The organism is Streptomyces sp. NPDC021093, from assembly GCF_044333135.1.
Lineage (GTDB): Bacteria > Actinomycetota > Actinomycetes > Streptomycetales > Streptomycetaceae > Streptomyces.
Genome location: NZ_JBIRQJ010000003.1, coordinates 766,243 through 784,132 on the forward strand (window position 1 = coordinate 766,243; position 17,890 = coordinate 784,132).

Annotated in this window: 19 protein-coding genes, 1 tRNA gene and 1 pseudogene; 14 read left to right on the plus strand and 7 right to left on the minus strand. The window is 68.7% G+C overall.

The genetic code is table 11. The features are described from left to right. Positions 1 to 42: 42 nt before the first annotated feature. The 3 genes and pseudogenes from ACH4SP_RS12175 to ACH4SP_RS12185 all read right to left on the minus strand — a co-directional run. Positions 43 to 591 carry a transposase gene (locus ACH4SP_RS12175; protein ID WP_398413550.1) on the minus strand — a complete coding sequence of 183 codons (549 nt, stop codon included), beginning with the start codon at positions 589 to 591 and terminating at the stop codon, positions 43 to 45. Then, the gene (locus tag ACH4SP_RS12180) at positions 588 to 857 is read right to left on the minus strand and encodes a winged helix-turn-helix domain-containing protein (RefSeq protein ID WP_398413393.1); all 270 of its coding nucleotides are present in this window, start codon (positions 855 to 857) and stop codon (positions 588 to 590) included. Before ACH4SP_RS12180 ends, ACH4SP_RS12175 begins: the two co-directional genes overlap by 4 nt. A gap of 142 nt (positions 858 to 999) precedes the next feature. Beyond that, positions 1,000 to 1,128 (minus strand): annotated as a pseudogene (locus ACH4SP_RS12185) (transposase); the annotation flags it as partial. Between the two features lie 74 nt (positions 1,129 to 1,202). Here ACH4SP_RS12185 and ACH4SP_RS12190 point away from each other — a divergent pair. Together ACH4SP_RS12190 and ACH4SP_RS12195 are read left to right on the plus strand one after the other, a co-directional pair. Beyond that, a complete protein-coding gene (locus tag ACH4SP_RS12190; RefSeq protein ID WP_398413395.1) occupies positions 1,203 to 1,919 on the plus strand; it encodes a gamma carbonic anhydrase family protein in 717 nt (238 codons plus the stop codon). A gap of 172 nt (positions 1,920 to 2,091) precedes the next feature. Continuing rightward, entirely contained in the window at positions 2,092 to 2,508 is a 417-nt protein-coding gene (locus ACH4SP_RS12195) for a hypothetical protein (RefSeq protein ID WP_398413398.1), read from the plus strand. Between the two features lie 413 nt (positions 2,509 to 2,921). Here the strand turns inward: ACH4SP_RS12195 and ACH4SP_RS12200 are convergent, their stop codons facing one another. After that, a complete protein-coding gene (locus ACH4SP_RS12200) occupies positions 2,922 to 3,188 on the minus strand; it encodes a hypothetical protein (RefSeq protein ID WP_398413400.1) in 267 nt (88 codons plus the stop codon). Positions 3,189 to 3,216: 28 nt separating this feature from the next. Next, positions 3,217 to 3,456 carry a hypothetical protein gene (locus ACH4SP_RS12205; protein ID WP_398413402.1) on the minus strand — a complete coding sequence of 80 codons (240 nt, stop codon included), beginning with the start codon at positions 3,454 to 3,456 and terminating at the stop codon, positions 3,217 to 3,219. 228 nt (positions 3,457 to 3,684) lie between these two features. Here ACH4SP_RS12205 and ACH4SP_RS12210 point away from each other — a divergent pair, with 228 nt between their 5' ends. Next, entirely contained in the window at positions 3,685 to 5,349 is a 1,665-nt protein-coding gene (locus ACH4SP_RS12210) for a hypothetical protein (RefSeq protein WP_398413404.1), read from the plus strand. 404 nt (positions 5,350 to 5,753) lie between these two features. On the opposite strand, the gene ACH4SP_RS12215 is transcribed toward ACH4SP_RS12210, so the two are convergent. Beyond that, on the minus strand, positions 5,754 to 6,686 hold the full coding sequence (locus tag ACH4SP_RS12215; RefSeq protein ID WP_398413406.1) for a ScbA/BarX family gamma-butyrolactone biosynthesis protein: 933 nt from the start codon (positions 6,684 to 6,686) through the stop codon (positions 5,754 to 5,756). Positions 6,687 to 6,854: 168 nt separating this feature from the next. On the opposite strand from ACH4SP_RS12215, the gene ACH4SP_RS12220 reads away from it, so the two are divergent. Next, positions 6,855 to 7,442: a ScbR family autoregulator-binding transcription factor gene (locus ACH4SP_RS12220; RefSeq protein WP_398413410.1), complete on the plus strand. Its 588-nt coding sequence runs from the start codon at positions 6,855 to 6,857 to the stop codon at positions 7,440 to 7,442. Beyond that, entirely contained in the window at positions 7,439 to 8,401 is a 963-nt protein-coding gene (locus ACH4SP_RS12225) for an NAD-dependent epimerase/dehydratase family protein (protein WP_398413412.1), read from the plus strand. The genes ACH4SP_RS12220 and ACH4SP_RS12225 overlap by 4 nt, the downstream gene beginning before the upstream one ends. A 124-nt stretch (positions 8,402 to 8,525) precedes the next feature. Here the strand turns inward: ACH4SP_RS12225 and ACH4SP_RS12230 are convergent, their stop codons facing one another. Continuing rightward, positions 8,526 to 9,230 carry a TetR family transcriptional regulator gene (locus ACH4SP_RS12230; protein WP_398413414.1) on the minus strand — a complete coding sequence of 235 codons (705 nt, stop codon included), beginning with the start codon at positions 9,228 to 9,230 and terminating at the stop codon, positions 8,526 to 8,528. An 880-nt stretch (positions 9,231 to 10,110) separates the two neighbouring features. Here ACH4SP_RS12230 and ACH4SP_RS12235 point away from each other — a divergent pair. The 9 genes from ACH4SP_RS12235 to ACH4SP_RS12275 all read left to right on the plus strand — a co-directional run bounded on the left by ACH4SP_RS12235 (position 10,111) and on the right by ACH4SP_RS12275 (position 17,730). After that, positions 10,111 to 10,197, plus strand: a tRNA-Leu gene (locus ACH4SP_RS12235). 91 nt (positions 10,198 to 10,288) lie between these two features. Next, on the plus strand, positions 10,289 to 11,239 hold the full coding sequence (yidC, locus tag ACH4SP_RS12240) for a membrane protein insertase YidC (protein ID WP_398413416.1): 951 nt from the start codon (positions 10,289 to 10,291) through the stop codon (positions 11,237 to 11,239). 137 nt (positions 11,240 to 11,376) lie between these two features. Beyond that, the gene (locus ACH4SP_RS12245) at positions 11,377 to 11,994 is read left to right on the plus strand and encodes an ATP-binding cassette domain-containing protein (protein ID WP_398413419.1); all 618 of its coding nucleotides are present in this window, start codon (positions 11,377 to 11,379) and stop codon (positions 11,992 to 11,994) included. Beyond that, positions 11,991 to 13,634, plus strand: a complete 1,644-nt coding sequence (locus tag ACH4SP_RS12250; RefSeq protein ID WP_398413421.1) for a DUF6297 family protein — start codon at positions 11,991 to 11,993, stop codon at positions 13,632 to 13,634. Before ACH4SP_RS12245 ends, ACH4SP_RS12250 begins: the two co-directional genes overlap by 4 nt. A 182-nt stretch (positions 13,635 to 13,816) precedes the next feature. Beyond that, complete coding sequence (locus ACH4SP_RS12255; protein ID WP_398413552.1) at positions 13,817 to 14,257, plus strand: peptidylprolyl isomerase; 441 nt, start codon at positions 13,817 to 13,819, stop codon at positions 14,255 to 14,257. A 1,517-nt stretch (positions 14,258 to 15,774) separates the two neighbouring features. Beyond that, on the plus strand, positions 15,775 to 16,308 hold the full coding sequence (locus tag ACH4SP_RS12260; protein WP_398413423.1) for a hypothetical protein: 534 nt from the start codon (positions 15,775 to 15,777) through the stop codon (positions 16,306 to 16,308). Further along, complete coding sequence (locus ACH4SP_RS12265) at positions 16,305 to 17,018, plus strand: hypothetical protein (protein ID WP_398413425.1); 714 nt, start codon at positions 16,305 to 16,307, stop codon at positions 17,016 to 17,018. The genes ACH4SP_RS12260 and ACH4SP_RS12265 overlap by 4 nt, the downstream gene beginning before the upstream one ends. A gap of 44 nt (positions 17,019 to 17,062) precedes the next feature. Next, positions 17,063 to 17,278: a hypothetical protein gene (locus tag ACH4SP_RS12270; protein ID WP_398413426.1), complete on the plus strand. Its 216-nt coding sequence runs from the start codon at positions 17,063 to 17,065 to the stop codon at positions 17,276 to 17,278. Between the two features lie 104 nt (positions 17,279 to 17,382). Continuing rightward, the gene (locus ACH4SP_RS12275; RefSeq protein WP_398413427.1) at positions 17,383 to 17,730 is read left to right on the plus strand and encodes a hypothetical protein; all 348 of its coding nucleotides are present in this window, start codon (positions 17,383 to 17,385) and stop codon (positions 17,728 to 17,730) included. The last annotated feature ends 160 nt before the right edge of the window (positions 17,731 to 17,890 follow it).

Below are 17,890 nucleotides of genomic sequence, written 5' to 3' on the forward strand. Positions count from 1 at the left end.
CAGGCGACCAGCATTCCCGAGGGCCAATCGCTCCCAAGGTTGTTACTGACTTTGTCCGGGTGGTGTCGTGATGGTGAGTCCGGTCGCGGCGAGGCAGCTGTCGATGATGTCGCTGGGGTACTGGAGTTGGCGAAGCCCATGACGCAGAGCGCCGATGAGGTGTTCGGGGTCGGCGAAGGCGGTGTTGGCCTGACAACTCCTGCGCAGAAGGGACCAGATGCCCTCGACCGGGTTGAGGTCGGGTGCGTAGGGCGGCAGGTAGTAGATGGTGATCCAGTCATGGTTGTTGGCGAAGGCCCGCAGCCGGGTGTCCTTGTGCACATTCCTGTTGTCCCAGATGAGGGTGATCGGGCCGCCGAGTTGCTGCTGGGCGGCGACGAGCAGGTCGCGGTGGTCGGTCCGAGCGAAGCTTCTGCGAGCGGTGCTGTCGTGGCGTCCGTGCTGCTTGGGCCGGAAGATCGGAGGGGACCGTTCGCCGCGCCGGTAGCGGGCGAGGGCCGCAAGGGAGAAGCGGCGCTGGGAGCGGCCCCGGACGCGGATGACGGGAGTGCGCCCGCGTTTGGCCCAGGTGCGGGAGGTGGGCGGCGTCATCGAGAAGCCGGTCTCGTCCTCGAAGACGATCCAGCAGTCGAGTGCCGCCGCAGTGCTTCCGCCTGGGGCCACGTGTCCTTCACCCGGCCGGTCACCTTGTCCTCGTCACGTTCCAGCGCCCGTCGGGCGGGCACATGGTGGCTGAGGCCGTGGCGTCGCAGCATCTTCGCGATGCCGGACAGCGTGAAACTCTTGTGGAAGCGGCGCCCGATGAGCGGTTTGATTCTCGACAGCGTCCAGGTCTGGTCCGGCCAGCCGTGCACCACCGGCCCCCTTGGCCGGCTCCTGTTCCAGCACCGCGAACAGGGCTTCGCTCAGTCCCGGCCGAGACACCGGCCCCGCCGAGCACAAGCCCTGCGGCCCCGCCGATTTCCCGGCCCGGCGCCACCGTTGCACCGGCCGGACGGTGACCCGCAGCCGTTGCGCGATCACGTCGTTGCTCTGCCCGGCGGCGAACATCTCGGCCGCATCCATTCGGATGCGCTCGCGAAACACCTGACGTTCAGCGGTCAGACCACCGCCCTGCGGATACCTCATGACATCGGCGTACTGCAGGGATCAGCAACTGTCGGCCCTCACGACACCACCCGGACAAAGTCAGTAGATCGCGGATGGCACATGTCTCGGCGAACGCGACGTCGGAAATCCGCCAGCATGCTCGCGGTCGGTCGGGCGAGAATCCGCTCATGATCGCTGAAGCGCAGGGAATCCGCATCCGGCACCGCGGGCATGAACCGCAGGTCCATCCCACCGCCTACGTCGCCCCGACGGCCACCCTCGTCGGTGATGTCCACGTGGGGCCGAGGGCGCGGGTGATGTACGGCGCGGTGCTCGATGCCGAGGGGTCTCGGATCGAGGTCGGGGAGGCGGCGGTGATCTGCGAGAACGCGGTGTTGCGCGGGTCTGCGGTCGCCGGCGATCAGCCGGTGCTGGTCGGCGACCACGTCTTCGTGGGGCCGCATGCCACGCTGCTGGGCTGCGAGGTCGGCAGGTGCGTCTATGTGGCGACCTCGGCGACGGTCCTGCAGTGCGCACGGTTGGGGGCCGGCTCGGTTGTCGCTGTCGGCGCGCTCGTCCATGCGCGCACCGTTCTGCCGGACGAGTACTTCGTGCCGCCGCACACCGTGGCGCTTGACGCGCCGGTGCGGCTGCTGGCCGCCGGCGATCCGGGCCTGGCCGAGGCCGTCGGGCGGGTGGGCTTCGCGCAGGTGGCGTTCGGCGTCGACGCGGAGTGGACCGACCGGATCAGCCGGTACGAGCACATCGCGGAGGTGCGCGTCGCCGAGTTCGGCAAGCACGCGGACGATGAGGTTCTGCATCGCGGCTAGCCGTGCCGTGGCGTCGATGGGCGGGGTCTGCTGTCCGGGAACTCGGCGGGACGGCGGGGTGACCTGGAGGGACAGCATGGGCCTTGTCCGGGACACCGGCGGGTTCTGGTGCGTACCGACGGGGTCTCTTCATTCTTGGGTCGTCAGTGACCGACGGTCTGAAGGGAACGACATGAACGTGCTCAAGGGTTTGGGTGTGTCCACGGTGGCAGCTGCGGCGGCCTTCGCGTTGGCGGTGCCGGCGGCGGCGTCGGGCGCGGGTGTTCAGCGGGCCATCAGCCTCTCCAGCGCCGATGCCACGTACAGCGGCTCGATCGTGGTGGGTTCGGGGAAGGTCAAGGCCAACGGAACCATTCGTGACACCGGGTTCCACCGGGGCGCGAGCGAGCTCTGGATCTCCGTCACGACCACGGAGGGCCCCTTCAACAGTGCCTTCGCGACAGTCAGCAACGGCAAGAGCTACACCTTCGCGACCCGCGAGCTGACGTACCCCGGCACGTTCGTCAGGGGCAAGGCCACGCTGTGCTCGTGGAAGAACTCCGGCAGCTCCAGTGTCTGGTCGTGCGGGTCGCCCAAGTCGATCGGCTGAGCCTGCTTCCACCCGTCCACTGTTAACAGTCCCCTGCGCCCCCGACACCCCTGCTCAGGGCACCTCGTCCGTCCCGATCCGGGGCGGACGAGGAAGAGCCCCCGCCGCGGAAAGCGGGTGTCGGGTCCCCGGACTGCTACGGCGGCGCCGCGATCGAGACGGCGTGGATGGAGGTCGGCCCCGACCGGCTGGCCCTCATCCGCGACGGCCGTGTCCTCCACCTGATACGCGTCGTGCTCTTTGCACTGAGTGTGCGTCATCTGTGTGCACTGCTGCGGGGCTGTGGCTGGCAGGGCTGTTGACGGTATGGGTGTCGCCGGACTGGTGAAGAGTGCTGTCGTTTCCCGGGTAAAGCTGGTGACGTGCGTGTGGCACGGTGCGGACGGCGGGGTACACGATCGCGGCGGAGACCACTACCGCGGAGGCGGAGGCCCGCGCGGTGGAGGCGACGGCGGCGGCCAGGGCGAGGTGGCGCAGACCGTCGCGGCGGCGCGGGCGGAAGCCGAGTCGCGTACCGCGGTTCTCGCGGCGGAGGCCGCCACCCTCCAGGCGGAGCGGGACGCGGCCGCAGCGCAGCGGAGCGGACTGCCGCCGCCGAGGCGCAGGCCGAGGAGAGCGCGCGTACGGCCGCGCTGCGGGCGCAGGCAGCGGCCGGTCTCCTCGCGGACGCCCGGGAGCATCGGCCCGTCCTGCCCTGCCGCAGACCTGTCATGCCTCCGGTGGGGGCCGGTGGGCGTGGCGCTGCGCGCGCCGTTTGTGGAGGTAGGCGCGGCGGTTCTGCCACCAGGTGAGGCGGTCGCGGGAGTTCTGCGGGAAGACCCTCTGGAGGATGCCGAGGACCAGGCTCACGGCGAGGAAGCTGATGGCGGACCAGGGGGGTGCGCCGGCGATTGCCTGGGCGAGGCCGCCCGCGCCGAGCAGGCCCGGTATCAGGTTCTGCGTGGTCATCGGCGGTGCCCTTCGCTCGCGGGAAGTGGATGGAACAAGCGAACCGAAGGGTGGCGGTGTTGCGTGAGAGGCAACCGCGGATTGCTCCCTTGCGGAAGATATTGCCGGGAGGGCAACGGGGGGTGCGGGTAAAGGGGTATACCGGGAGCAGGGCCGTGCTGGAGCGGGCGGTCACCAGTGCCTCTTCCCCTGAACGGCAGGGCAGCCGGGCACGGGCCGGGGGAGGCCATGACCATCGATCCGCGGAACCTCAGCGGTCCGCCGCGGGGCGAGACGTACGGGGAAGCGGTCAGGCGGCTGTTGAGCGCCCGCGGCTCCAGCCAGCGTCTGCTCGCCGCGCATGTGGGCAAGAGCGAGGGCAATGTAAGCAAGATCCTGAGCGACAAGGACCCCACGTACTCGCCGACGGACGTCTTTCACGCTGCCGTGCTGACCTTCCTCGGCCTGGACAGCGAGCAGGCCCGGTACCTGGAACCCCTCTACGAGGCGGCCCGCAACGCTGAAGGGGTGAACTACTGGCAGGATCAGACCAGCCGGTTGCGTCTGACGGTCGACGAGTACTCGTTGCGCGTGGAGGAAGCGACCCAGGGCCGCGACGCCGCGCAGGGCGCGCTGGCCGAGCTCCAGGAGCAGCTCGGCCTGCTCAACACCGAGATGGAACGCGTCAACCACGATGCTGCCGCTCTTGCCCAGGAGCACAGCGCGCTGCGGGCACGCACGAAGCAGCAGAAGAACAAGTACAAGCACAAGCTGGACCAGGCCACTGCCTACGCCAGGGCGCAGGAAACCGAGCGCCTGGCGGCTGAGGAACAAGCGCGCGCCCTGGGCAGGGAAGTCGTCGTTCTCCAGCGTCAGGTCCGCCTTCTGCAGGAGGAACAGGCTGGTCACCAGCCTGTTGCCAGGGTGGCAATCGGCACCAGTTATCAGGAGGCCGCCGCACGGGCCAGGGCCCGCAAGGCCCACGCGGGCGACGCCGCACCATTCCACCCGGCGGCGGAACCGGTATCGTCCCCAGCCTCCGTCGTACCGGCGCTTGGGACCGACCGCCCGTCCGTGACGGAGCTGCCGAATCCCCGCGACTCAGAACTCCGATTGAGGCGGATTCCCCACTCGCCGTCGACTCGTCCACGAGACTGGTACCTGTCCCTGCCCCCGATGCCTGAAGCCGAAGCCGGTCGGACTCTGCCGCCAGGGCGGGGGGTTGAGGGCACGCCGCCCGCCGCCCGGCTGCCCGTCGTCTCGTCCCCGCCCCCGTTCCTGCTCCCGCCTCCCGAAGCCGAAGCCGAAGCCGGGGCCGAAGCCGGTCGGACCCTGCCGCCAGGGCGGGCTCCCCAGGTCCCGCTGTCTGGGGAGCCCGCTGCTAGTGGAGCCCGCTCGGTGCCTGTGGAGCCCGCCGACTCGCTTTCGTTGCATGGGGGCCGGTACTGCCTTGCGGCCCTGACTGCTGGCACGCTCCTGGTGGTGCTGACGGCCTTCGGGTTCCTCTCCGGGGCCTGGTTCACCTACCTCGCGCCTGTGCCTACGGACATGGCTGAGGCCTGGCACGAGCTCGAAGACTCGTTTCCTTTCTGGCGGCGGTGGAGCTGGGCCGGGGCGTTGCACGCCTGGGTGTATCTCCTGGTCTGCAGCAACTTCTTCGTGCTCTGGTACGTGCTGTACGAGAAGGCCTACCGGTTCATGTTCGGCACGGACTGGACTCGCATCTCCAAAGCGGGACTGCCCACGCGTACCGTCTTCCGGCTCAGCCGCCTGACCTACCCCGGCTCCGGCCGGTTCGACCCGCGGTTGGTCATGCTGGTCTACGGGACGGTGGCGGCCGTGGTGCTGTCGATGACCGCCGACCTGGCGCCGCTGGGCCAGCGCATCGACGAAATCATCCACTGGAGGTTCTGACTGAGCGTTTCGCCCTGTGAGGGAACTGGCCCCTGCGGGCACGGAGTAGGTGGTCGTGCCCGGTGTGGCAAAGACTGTGGGCCCGGCCGCAGAGGCAGCACCCGTCACGGCGGGAGAGGCCCCAGCCGGTGCGACGCGTACAGAAACGAGGGGGGAGCAAGTTCGCTGTCATGGTGGAGTCTCAGTCCCTCCATCCTTTGATCTGTAGCCAAGGAGGCTCCGCTGTGATCTTGCTGCCTCCTGCGCAGGGGCTGGAGGGGCTGGAGGGGCTGGATTTCGGGCATTGGCACGGTGATGTCGGCGTACGGTCTGAGTCGCCGGACGAGCCTGCCCGTGGCAGGGGCGCCCTGCCTGACAGTCAATGGCGTCCGGGGCAGGTCAGTCCGAGACGATGGTGGTGACGATCAGACGCCTGTCAGCGTGGCGGCGGCGGTGAGCATGACTCGGCCCTCCTGTATTGCCTCGATGCGAACGCGGCGCTGTGGGGCGTCAGTCGGGCCGGGTGCGGGATGCGCTTCGATCCAGCACGGGGAGTCGAATTCGACGTATTGGACGAAGGCGACATCCATGCTGGTGGGCATCATGTGCTGGCCTGCCGGCTGCACGGCGAGGCCGGCCTGGCGGACCGCCTCCAGGAGCAGCATCCCGGGTGCGTGGTCGACGGCGTGGTCGAACAGGACGGGGTGGGATGTGTCGGCGCGCAGCTTCCAGCGTCCTGCGTGGGGTGTCTGGGCCAGGACGACGTCCTGGTGGCGGCTTCGGCCGACGAGGCGGCGGGAGATCGGGGGCGGGGGGAGAGGGGCGCTGCCGAAGACGTGCTGGAGATCGGCTCGGGTCGCGCGCAGCCGCTGGTAGACGGCTGGGGCGAGGATGCCGATGCGGGTGGACGCCGTCGCTACCTGTCTGCCGTCCCGCAGGACGGCGACCGACATGCTCATCTCGGTGGGAATGCCGCGCCGGAGGCGGATGTCGGAGCAGGTGATGAGCAGCTCGATCTCGGCGGGTGCCGAGGTGATCGCCATTTCCCGTGGGTCCAACGTGTACTGCAACTGGTGCCAGAAGAGCTGGTGGCCGAAGGGGACGCCGTACTCGGCGTGGTTCAGCAGGGGAAAGGTCTGGCGGAAGGTTTCGCAGAGCAGGAGCGGGTCGTAGAGCCCGTGCTCCCACTCGTAGAAGCCGTGACTGCGAGGCCACTGTGCGGTGACGCGGAAGGTGTCCTTCGCCGTGGCTTCCCACCCGGTCAGGAAGACGTCGGCCAGCGCGGCCCGGTGGACGTACTCCCGGGCGACGGTGGCCGTGAGTTTGGGCGGGGTGCCGAGGCGATCCTGTACAAGCATGGTGGTCCCCCCTGGAGACGTGATGATTTCTATGTAAAAAGGGCATGCGGATGCCTGTGGCAGACGTCTACGGTCAATACGGCCCGTAGTAAAATAATGGTTGTTCGTTTTGTTTGTCGAGGGAGGGTGGTCCTGATGGAGCTCACGGAGCCGAAACAGGAACGGGCGGTGAGGACGCGACAGATCGTTCTGCACGCGGCCGCAGAGGTCTTCGACGAGTGCGGTTACGGCGCTGCCAGCATCAGCAAGATCATGCAGCGGGCCGGAGTGACCCAGGGCGGCATGTACTTCCACTTCAAGTCCAAGCTGGGCATCGCCGAGGCCATCATGGCCAGTCAGCAGGACTTCATCGAGCTGCCCCTCGGTGAGGACGGACTGCAGCGGCTGATCGACATCACGACGCACATCACCCACGAGCTGCAGCACAACGTGCTCTTCCGTGCGAGCGTGCGCCTGGCGGTCGAGCAGGAGGACTTCGGCCGGCACGACGCCACGGCCTACCAGGAGTGGGCGGATCAGTTCCGCACCCAGCTCGTGGCTGCCCGCCGACGGGGCGAGCTGCTCGACGAGGTCGACGAGGACGAGTTCGCGAACCTCCTGGTCGCGGCCTACACCGGAACCCAGATCTTCTCGACCATGGTCAGCCGTCGGGCCGACCTGCCCGAACGCATCAGTACCCTCTGGCGCTACCTGCTGCGCGCCATCGCCACACCGCAGGCCCGCGAGACCCTGCGCCTGCCCGACAGCGGCGCATGAGGGCAGAGCGGATCGTCCTCACTGGAGCCACGGGCTACATCGGATCAGCCGTCCTGCGTGAACTGGCCGGGCGCCATCGCGGCGCCGGGGGAACCGCCCCGCACCTCACGGCCGTGGCCCGCCGGCCTCCGGTGGACGAGGGCCTGGCCGACACCTGGTCAACCGCCGACCTCAGCCGGCCGGACACCCTGCGCGGCCTGTGCGAGGGTGCGGACACCCTCCTTCATCTGGCCTGTGCTCTGGGACCGGACACCGCGACCTGCACCGCCGTCAACGTTCGTGGCACCGCCGCGCTGATGCGGGAGGCCCGCAGAGCGGGCGTGCGCCGGATCGTGCATCTGTCCACGGCAGCCGTCTACGGACCCGGCCCGCACGACGGCGCCGATGTCGCCGAACTGGTGCCCGCCCCGGCGTCCCCCGCCAGTTGTACCCGCCTCGCTGGTGAACAGCACGCACTCGCGGCCGGGGCGACAGTGCTGCGGCCCGGTCTGGTTCTGGGAGCCGGAGACCGCTGGGTGGTGCCGGCCCTGGCCGAACTCATCGCACGCGTCCCCGCCAGGTGGGACGGTGGCCGGGGCCGCCTCTCCGTCATCGGGGTCACCGACCTCGCCCGCCTGATCGCCGCTCTCGCGCAGGATGCCCCCACGACACCCAGAGGCGTATTCCACGCCAGTCACCCCGAGCCGGTGCGCAACGCGGATCTCATGGCCGCGCTGGCCGTCCACGGGGTGCTCCCCGCAGCTGACCGGGACCTCTCCTGGGACCAGTGCCTCGACCAGCTGCGCGCCACCCGGGGCCGGGTGAGTGAGCGTCAGTTCGGCCTGCTGGCCCGCGACCACTGGTACCGCAGTGACCAGATCTGGGACATCGCACGCCGTACTCTCGAACGGGACCCTCTCCACTTCCTTGCCGGAGCGGCACACTGGTACCGCACGCAGACCGCGGTGCTGCGGGCGTGACAGAGAGCCGATTTCGGTCTTCCCGCGGCCGCCACATCAGCGGGGAGCGAATGCAGGCCAGATGGTCAAGGAAGCCCCCCGCTTCGTGCGTTGTACGGGCAGGGGCCCCGCCCCTCATCCCCGTCTACGGGGCGGTGCGATCGCCTTCTTGGAGGCCTCGGGGAGCCGGGAGGTCCGGGGGGACCGACGGAGCGAGCGGTGCCGGTGATACCCCGTCGAGAACGAGGCGCCAGATCTTGTGGAGCCGCTCAGACGGGTCTTCGGCCCCCGGCTGCCCCGCGATCCGGTCCCTGAGGTACCCCTCGGCTCCATTTACCAGGTGCTCGACCAGCACCGACAGATCCTCCGGCGGTGATGCCGCGCGGAGCTCGCCGGCCGCCCGGGCCTGGAGGAGCAGGCCGTGCACAGTGGGAAGATACAGACCGGACCATGACACCGCCTGCGGTCGGTCACGGGTCAGCCGCAGGGCCCCCCATGCGCGGATGTCCTGTTCCAGCAGTCGGGTGAGCTCCACGGCGATGTTTAAGACCTGCTGCAGCGCAGGCCCGCCCTGACCGGCGACACGTTGCACGACCTGCTGTGCCGCCCGCCTGCCTTCTTCCAGGACCGTGTCCGCCAGATCGCTCTTGGACGCGAAGTGGAAGGTGAGGGAACCGATGGAAACCCCGGCCGCCGCGGCGATCTGCCGGTAGGTGACACCGTCGTAGCCTTCGCGGGCAAACTCAGCGGCGGCGGTGTCTACGATGAGCGCCCGCGTACGGGCTGCCCTGTCCTGCATGTTCTTGCACTCTCCACGTGGCTCACTGGCAGACATGGCGAGCAGCCGCACCCGACGGGAGACCTTGCGGTCCAGACGGGCCTGCTGCTGGCATCAGCACCGAGTCTTCAGTGTCATGAGGCCTGCCGCAATGCCGAGTTGCCGCATTTGGGGCAGACTTCGCATCTTTCTGCAGCATCCCTGCCCAAGTACCGGAATCTTTGCACCAGTAGTTCCGCTTTGGCGCTTTCGTGCAGTCCGGAGCTCGTGGGCGCCTGCGACGACCGCGGTGCCGTCTTGAAAAAAAAGAGATGTTCGTTATTATTTTGATCCGTCACCGCTCCTGCCCCCTGGGGCCGGAGCGGCACCGCCGATTCCCGCCCTTCTGCGACGGGATTCGGCGCGCACGCAGCCGGCGCGGTGGCAGGTGGGGTCAGTGGCACAACCGCAGCTGACGCCCCAGAGGACCCCACACGGCGCAGCGTGCCCACGCTCGCCATGGAGTCCTTGACGCGGTGGACGGAACGGCTCCACCGCAGCGGATCCACCCCGCAGTTACCAACCGGCCGTGCCTGCGGGGGCAGTTCATCTGATGCGAGAGGAGCAACCATGCAGCACGACACGAAGCAGCAGTCGGCCACTTGCGCAGCGGCGGATTCGCCGTCAAGAAGCAACAGCCACGCTGGCATGATGCTGCTCGCTGCCGCTCTCCTGGCCACAGCCGCACCCATCAGGAACACCGACGGCGCCTTACGCATCGGCCTTTCGGTACTGCTCCTCGCCGCCCTCTGGCACCTTGCCGCGCGCAGCAGCCAATCCCTTCAAGCCCCGGTGCGGAGGTCAAGCCTCAGCGCGGAGGGAGAGTCACACGCGACCCAACGCCCAACTGCACGGGCTCGACCAGGATCCCGGACCGACAGGCGGTCGCGCAGGAACCGCAGATGAGCGTTATGCCCGGGTGGTGGAATCGGTTAGACACTGGGTCCTTAAAACTCCCTGGCCCATGGCCGTGCGGGTTCGAATCCCGCCCCGGGCACCACCAGCCGCGGATCAGCCACTCCAAATACCTGGCCGGGTACCGGAATTGTTGATTCGTCACTTAGCTTCATTGGTCACATGCATTCTTCTGGATGCTCGATAACGTGTCTCCGCGCCCAAGCGCCAGGGGCACCGTCGCGTGGAAAGATCTCAGGCTCGGTGCTCATTGGGTGACAAGAGGGTCGCCGTATGCCGTAACAAATAAGGGTTTCAACGCGCTCGACTGGCTTTACCACATCGTCTCCATGTTTTTGAACTGGATTCATTCCGGACTCCGGATGGCAGGGTTCGACGGAGGCAGTGGATGGGCGTGGGCGGGCGCCATCGTGCTGCTGACAGTCTTTCTGCGCATCCTCTTGCTCCCCCTGTACATCAAGCAGGCAAAGGCCACACGCCGATTGCAGCAGCTGACCCCGAAGGTGCAGCAACTCCGTGCGAAGCACGCCGATGACAAGCAGCTCCTCAACCAGGAGCTGATGCGCCTGTACCGGTCAGAGGGAAGCAATCCACTGGTGAGCTGCTTGCCCATGGTCGTCCAGATACCTGTCTTCATCGGCCTGGTACAGGTTTTGCACCGCATCTCGGAGGCTGCTGCCGGTCAGGATGCCTACGCGACCTCCGCACAACTGGTCCACAGTGCACAGCATGCGAACGTGTTCGGCGCGCACATCTCGGACACGTTTCTACGGGCAATGTCCACAGGGCAGGGCGCGGCCATTACTGTCACCGCACTGGCCGTCGTGATCAGCTCCTGTTCGACCTTCCTCTCGGTACGTGCCTCCACGCGACGCCAGAAGGCCACTCAGGAACTGTCGGCCACGCCTGCGGTGATTGTCCGCTCGCAGAAGATCCTGCTTGTGCTGGCCCCCATGTTCGGAATTGTCGGCCTCGCACTTCCCGTCGGTGTGCTGCTGTACTGGGTCACATCGAACTGCTGGAACCTGGTGCAGCAGAATCTGATCCACCGTCTCATCGCTCGCCCAGAAGGGCCGAGGAAAGAAAAAATGAACGACCCGTACGAGAGTGAAGCCGCAGCCTCGTGAAGAATTCCCACACCGGAAAGCTCGGATCTGCAAGGCGCCGACAGAAGGTGGCACGTGTCAAGGACGGCACCCGTGCACGCACAGAACGCGTTCCCCTGCTCCGCCTGAGCGATGTATCCCGTACCTACGGCGATCGCGTGGTCCTCGACGGAGTCACCCTGGCAGTGCACCCGGGGGAGTGCGTCTCCCTGATGGGCGAAAACGGCTCGGGGAAAAGCACCTTGTTGCGCATCTCGGCCGGCCGTGAAAGGCCCACCGGGGGCAGGGTTCTCTTCGACGAGCAGCCCATCGACGAGGACGCGCCCACTGTCCGCGCGCGCGTGGCATCCGTCATGGACCCCGGAGCCTTCTACCCCGACCTCACCGTGCGCGAACACCTGGAGCTCGTGGCCCTCTCCCACGGCATGGGAACGGCCGCGGCAGACGCCGTCGAGCGGGTCCTGCGGGCACACCGCCTCGAAGAACAGGCCCGGCAGGTCCCGTCGGCACTCTCCTCGGGCCAGACGCAGGCGCTGTTGCTCGCCCTGGCGTTCGTCAGACCGTACGACCTGCTCCTTCTCGACGAACCGGAACAACGGCTCGACTCCGCCGCCCGGCGCAACCTGGCGCAGCTGATCGCCGAGCAGTGCAGGAACGGACGGGCGGTCCTGATGGCCACCCACCACCAGGCACTGAACGACGTAGCCGACCGGATGGTCGAGCTCGGCACGGCCGGGGCAGCACCGGACGTCCTCGCGAAGGAACCGCAGCGATGAGCCGGCGGCACCACGGCAGCACCGAGGCCGAGGCGCAGGAGGCCCTGGACTTCCTGCACCGCGCCAGGCACTCCACGCGAGCACAGCGGCGCAGGAGCGCGGGGCTCATCCTCTACACGGTGGCCCTGCTCGGCGGCTTCTGGGGCATCCCGGCCCTCATCATCTGGTCGAGGTCGGCACCGGCGGCCGGCCCCACGGCCGCCGTTTCGGAGCAGACCTGCACCACACTGCTGTTCCTGCTGCCCACATTCCTGCTCTGCGTGCTGCTCTTCATGGCGCGCGGAGCAATGTGGCGGGGCCCGGTGGTCCTGGACGGAGCCACCACTCGTCTACTCCTTCCCTCGAAGGTGCACCGGCGCGCGTTGCTGCTGCCCAGACTGCTCTCCTCGACCGTTCTGGCAGGCGGGCTGGGATGCGCCGCCGGAGCCGTGGCCGGGTTTCTGCTCCAGGACCTGTCCGCTCTCCCGTGGACCGTCGTGACCGCGGCGGGAGCGGCGTCCGGACTCTCGGCCGCAGTTGTCTCCACTGCCCTGGGTGCTCTGGTGGAACGCCATGCCGAGGCCATGGCGCGCCGGGCCGGCCAGTTCTTTGCCCTCGGCTGGGCCCTGGCTGCCCTGGCCGCCGCCGGCACTGTCATCGCGTGGCGCGGCCACGAAACGTACGGGCTGGAGCAGATGTTGCTCTGGTCCGGCCCCTGGGGGTGGGCCGGCCAGCCCCTTCTCTGGGCGCTCGGCACGATGGGGCCGCCGGCTGCCGCCGGCACCGCGCTCGCCCTCTGCACCCCGGTGCTCGGCCTCCTTCTGGCAGTCCGGGAACTGCCGGACATCCCGCAGTCCGCCCTGCGCCTGAGGGCCACCGTCGCCGCACGGGTGGGCGCTTCTGTCGCCATGCTGGACTTCCGGCAAGCCAGGTCGGGAGTGCCCGTACTGAAGGAGCAGCGCACCACACCACTGCTCCGCCTGCCCGTACCCCGGCAGCACAACTTGCTGGTGCCATGGCGGGACCTCACCTGCCTGCTGCGCCAGCCACGCCGGATCAGCTGGGCCCTCGCATGGACCGCCCTCGCGTTCCTGGCAGCGGCGGCGGCTCCCTCCCTCGCGGCCTCCCCCCGGCAGTTCGCCACCGCGATGTCCCTGCTCGCCCTGTACCTGGGGGCCGCGCAACTCACCGAGCCCGCACGGCTGGAGAGCGACGACATACAGCGCTCGACCGGTCTGCCCTGGTCCTTCCGGCGCCTCGCGCTGCTCCACTCGGTGGTGCCGCTGGTGCTGCTGCTCACCGCGACATCGGTGGGCATGGCGGTGTGCGTCGTTTCCGGAGCACCCGCGCGAGCCGCTGCACCTCTGCTCGCCGCGGTGCCGGCACTGGTCGCCGCCGCGCTGGTGAGCTCCTACCGCGGTGTCATGCCGATGCATCTGGCGATCGGAGTGGACACACCCATGGGCAACACCGGTCCGTACCAGGCCGCGGCCTGGTACGTGCGGGGCCCCCTCCTGGTGATCTGTCTGCTCCTGCCGGTCTGTCTCGCCAGTGCGCGCGGAGCTCTCTACGGCGTGACGCAACTGCTGTGGCAACTGGCCGTGGCCGGGGCAGCGATGTGGTGGGCACGGCACACGGCTCACCGGCTCCGCACGCGGTAGGAGGCCGCACTGCCCTGGTCACCCTCCGCACGAACACCTCCCCTTTGGGCGCTGAAATGCCTATTGCTAATGGCATTGCACTTCTGCGTCCTTCACCATCCTCCTTCGACCCTGCACGCGTGGACACTTGGGCGAACTGACGGTTCCTTCACTTCGCCACGGGCGCGGGCACTCCTGGATACCTGTTCGCCGATGAGAACCTGGCGGGCGCCACCTGCCCGGCGGGCACGGTCGCCATGGCCAACAGCGGCCCCAACACCCATGGCTGCCAGTTCTTCCTGGTCTACTCCGACTCGCCGCTGCCCCCGAACTACACCCCGTTCGGGCGTGTCACGGAGGGCCTGGACGTCATGCAGAACATTGCCGCAGCCGGGGTGCAGGGCGGCGACGACGGCGCTCCAGCCGCCGAAGTCACCCTGAACTCGGTATCCACCAGCGCTGATGACCCGCTCGACCCCGGGACGCCAACGCCGGTGGCCGGCCTGCCCAGCGGGGTGGGGATCGATCCGATGCGGCCCGGCGGTGGACTCTCGCTGCAGCGTGGTGGCGGGGCGCCCGGCGCCCCGCCCGGCCGCCCTTCGCGGTGGTGCGGCGGAGCTTGGCGAGGATTCGCCGGTTCTTAGGGTGGGCGAGGCTGTGCTCGACGGGTGCACGTCCGACGGCGAGGACCCGGTGGGCGGTCTTTTGGCCGGGGTGAGCTTGTGCGCGGGCGGGACGGTGAAGCCGGTGACGGTCATGGGGGTCGTGTGCGTTCGGTGTCCTGGCCGCGGAAGGCGAGGTCCGCGAGGGAGCCGAGACCGGCGGCGCACAGGTGGGCCAGGACGGAGCCGAAGCGGGCGGCCGGGCGGTCGGCGGATTCGGGGTGGCAGGGGGATGGCGTCGGCCTTCGAGAACCGGCTGGGGTCTTGAAGGCCGACGCTGTTGTGGGGGCGGGTGTCAGGAGGGTGTGATGACTACACGCCCGTTTGCTCCCGGTGCCCTGGTGGGGGTGCAACCCGTCCCGGCAGCGGCTCCCTCGGCTCCGGTTCCCGGGGTACCGGCGGCTCCGGCAGGGTTGCCCTGACCGCCGCAGCCGCCGTTGCCACCGCCGCCTCCGCCGATCCCTTGATATCCGGCCCCGCCGTTGCCGCCATTACCACCGCGCCCCCCAATACCCTGAGAGCCCCATGAAGTCTGGTCGCCGCCTGGGGCTCCATTCCCCCCTGCGCCTCCGAAATTGCCTTCCCGGCTTTCCAGCTTCGTGGCAGAGACGCTGAACAGCCCGGCACAGACTGTGATGTCCGAGCCAGCACCGCCATAGCCGAATTCCCCACCTGCGCCACCACGGGCATTCGACAATCGGCCTTCACCTTCGTGGCCGTAAGACCCGTCACTGCCGTCTCCACCGGCCAAGGCGCTGACATGGACCCCGGCCGTCAGGCTCCGCACACGGCTCGCTCCCCAAGAGCTCGCCCCCGACCCGACGGTGACTCCGAAGGTCTGCCCTGGAGTGACCTTGGTGAGCTGGCACTTGATGTACGCGCCACCGCCGCCACCACCGCCGCCACCGCCACCGCCGCCACCGCCGCCACCACTGAACGAGTAGCCGCCTCGCCCACCCAGGCCACCGTGACCGCCGGGGCCCCACACTTCGACAGTGAGGGAACTGGCCCCTGCCGGCACGGAATAGCTGGTCGTACCCGGTGTGGTGAAGATCGCGGGCTCGGCCGCAGCGGCAGCGCCCGCCACGGCGGGAGAGGCCCCGGCCGGAGCGGCGAAGGACGAGAGGGTGACCGCTGCGGCGGCACAAGCCACCATCCCGTAGGACGAACGTCGTTTCATTGCGACCCTTCTGGCAGAAGCCGGATGCACTGAGCAGTGCCAAAACGACGCTAGGCCCGCCATAGGCCCAGGAAGACATGCTGCTAGACCATGCGGGTGCCGCCCTCGGCGCCCGGGCCACCGCGTGAATTCGCCAGCAGCCTTGCGTGGCGTCCTCCACCCACGCGTCTCCTGCGGCCGGCAGCCCTCTACGCCGGGTGGGGATCGACCGGTTCAGGCCAGCCTTGTCGAAGATCCGGTGGGCCGGTGGTGCGGTCGCGATACTCGAAGCCGCATACCCGCCGCGTGCGGGATCGGGGCGTCTGCGACGGGGGAGTCAGTGGCCGGGACGGAGCACGAACTGCGCGAACGGCACGGGGATCTCACGCGGGCACTGGCCGATCAGTATGCGCGCGTTGCCGCCCTCGGGGCCGGAGAAGCGGTGCCCGACGAGGCGTTTGAAACCCTGGTGGAACGTGCGGAGACGCTGCTGGCGTTTGAGCAGCAGCAGCTGCCGGGCCGGCTCGCCGAACCGCAGCGGCTGCGCAGTCAGAAGGTCATCTTCTGGTCCTGGCGCGCCCAGTCCGGTGTGGCCGCTGTGCTCATCGCCATGGTCTTCTTCTTCGGACACACCGCATGGTGGCTGGTGCTGACTGTGCCGCACTTTCTGGCCACTGTTGCCGGGTGGTCGCTGAAGGCATCGCCCAAGGACCACCGGGCCCGTCGTGCAGCAGCCATCGGCCTGCACCTGCTGGGGGCCTTGGTGGTGCTGGTCGTCCTCGGAGTGCTGTCCGCCTGGTTCATCGCCGCTGTCCTTGTCGGCTGGGCTGTCGTGGGAGTGCTGTCCGCGGACGGGCAGGAGGCGGCGAAGTGAGTGACGACTTCGAGTACCGGATGCAGAGCACCGATCGGAAGGTCCGTGACCTGGACAGCCGTCTGGACGATCTGGAGAGCGAGCACGAGAGCCTGAAGGGCCGGTTCGGGTACACCGACGACCTGGACTACGAACTGCGCAAGATCCGCAACGACATCTCCGAATGCGAGGAAAAGGCCGAGCGGGTCGATGAGATCGAAGAGGAACTGGGAGACCGCGTCACGACGGCGGAGCAGGCCGTCACACGGCTCACCCAGCACGTGCGGCTGCTGGAGGGCCAGATCATGGCCGCCGGTGGGGCCGCCGCTGCGGACCTGGACACCTTCACCACCGACCAGCGCGCCCTGGCCCGCACCATGCAGTCCGGGTGGGACGCCGCCGACGCCCTCCTCGACGAGGATGAACGCGACCTGCACCGACGACAGGTCAAACGCTTCCGTGACGCACAGGACCAGCACCGCGCGGCCCGCGGGGAAGTGGTCGAACTGGCCGGTGCCCTGGCCGACAGCAGGTACGGCACACAAGGCCGCGCCGACACCGCCGCCCGGCTGCGCAGTGCCATCGCCAGCGAGGCCGCCCTCCAGCAGGGCTTGCGCCCCGGCAGGCGAGCCAGGCGAAAGCGGCCTCTGCCGCGCTGGCCGCCGACACCGCCGCCCGCGCCGACAAGCAGCCGGCACTTGCCGCGGGCGCCCGGGCGGAGAAGCGGCTGACGCTGGCCCTGCGCAGCAGACTGGCAGACGCCGTCAGCAACCGGTTGCTCCTGCCCGTCTGGTTCGTCACCGTTCTCGGCCCGGCGCCTCCGGCCCGGGGCACCGAGCAGTGGCTGGAGTGCGCCATCCGCGTCCTGTTGTATCGCCTCACTTGCGCCATCGACGACCAGGTCCTCGCGCTCGGTCCCCAGCCGGACGCGGCCGCCCACCACCGGTACTGGTGGCACAAGGAACTCCGCGAGAGCCTGCGCCGCTGGTAGAACCCGGTGCGGCACCCCGGCGGAAGACGGTTTGGGGAAAGCCGCTCGGTACGCGGGCACCGGCCTCGATACTGACGGAACATCTCACGGAAGGAACCCGCACCTTGGACGCTGAACAGCAGCTCGCTGCCCTGCTCAACGATCTGCCCGGCCATCACGAGGCCCGCTTCTGGCGCGACTTGAAGGACGCCGCCGGCCTGTACCGCATACGCTCCACCATGGCTTCTGCCGTGCAAGAGGCGCAGAACGGCGACTTCGACCCGCTGGCCGCGTTCGTCCTTGATGTCTTCAACCGCGAGGACCAGCTCAAGGACATCACCAAAGTTCTCGCCACTCATCTCGGCACCACCGTGCGGGCACGTGCCTGGATCAGCGACGCCATTGCGGCAGCCGACCGCTTCAGTCGGGCACACGCCGTGAATCCGCTCGAGGACCTCGCCGAGAAATGGTGACGACCGGTACCTGGTCGAGGTGTACGGCGCGGTGGCAGGTGTTCCCGGCGGCAGCATCGGCTTCATGAGATGGGCGCTGCCGGGCAGCGTACAGAGTGACATCCGGGGGCCTGGCCGCCGGCAATCGGGGCCCGAAAAGGCCGTACCTTCAAGGCGTCAG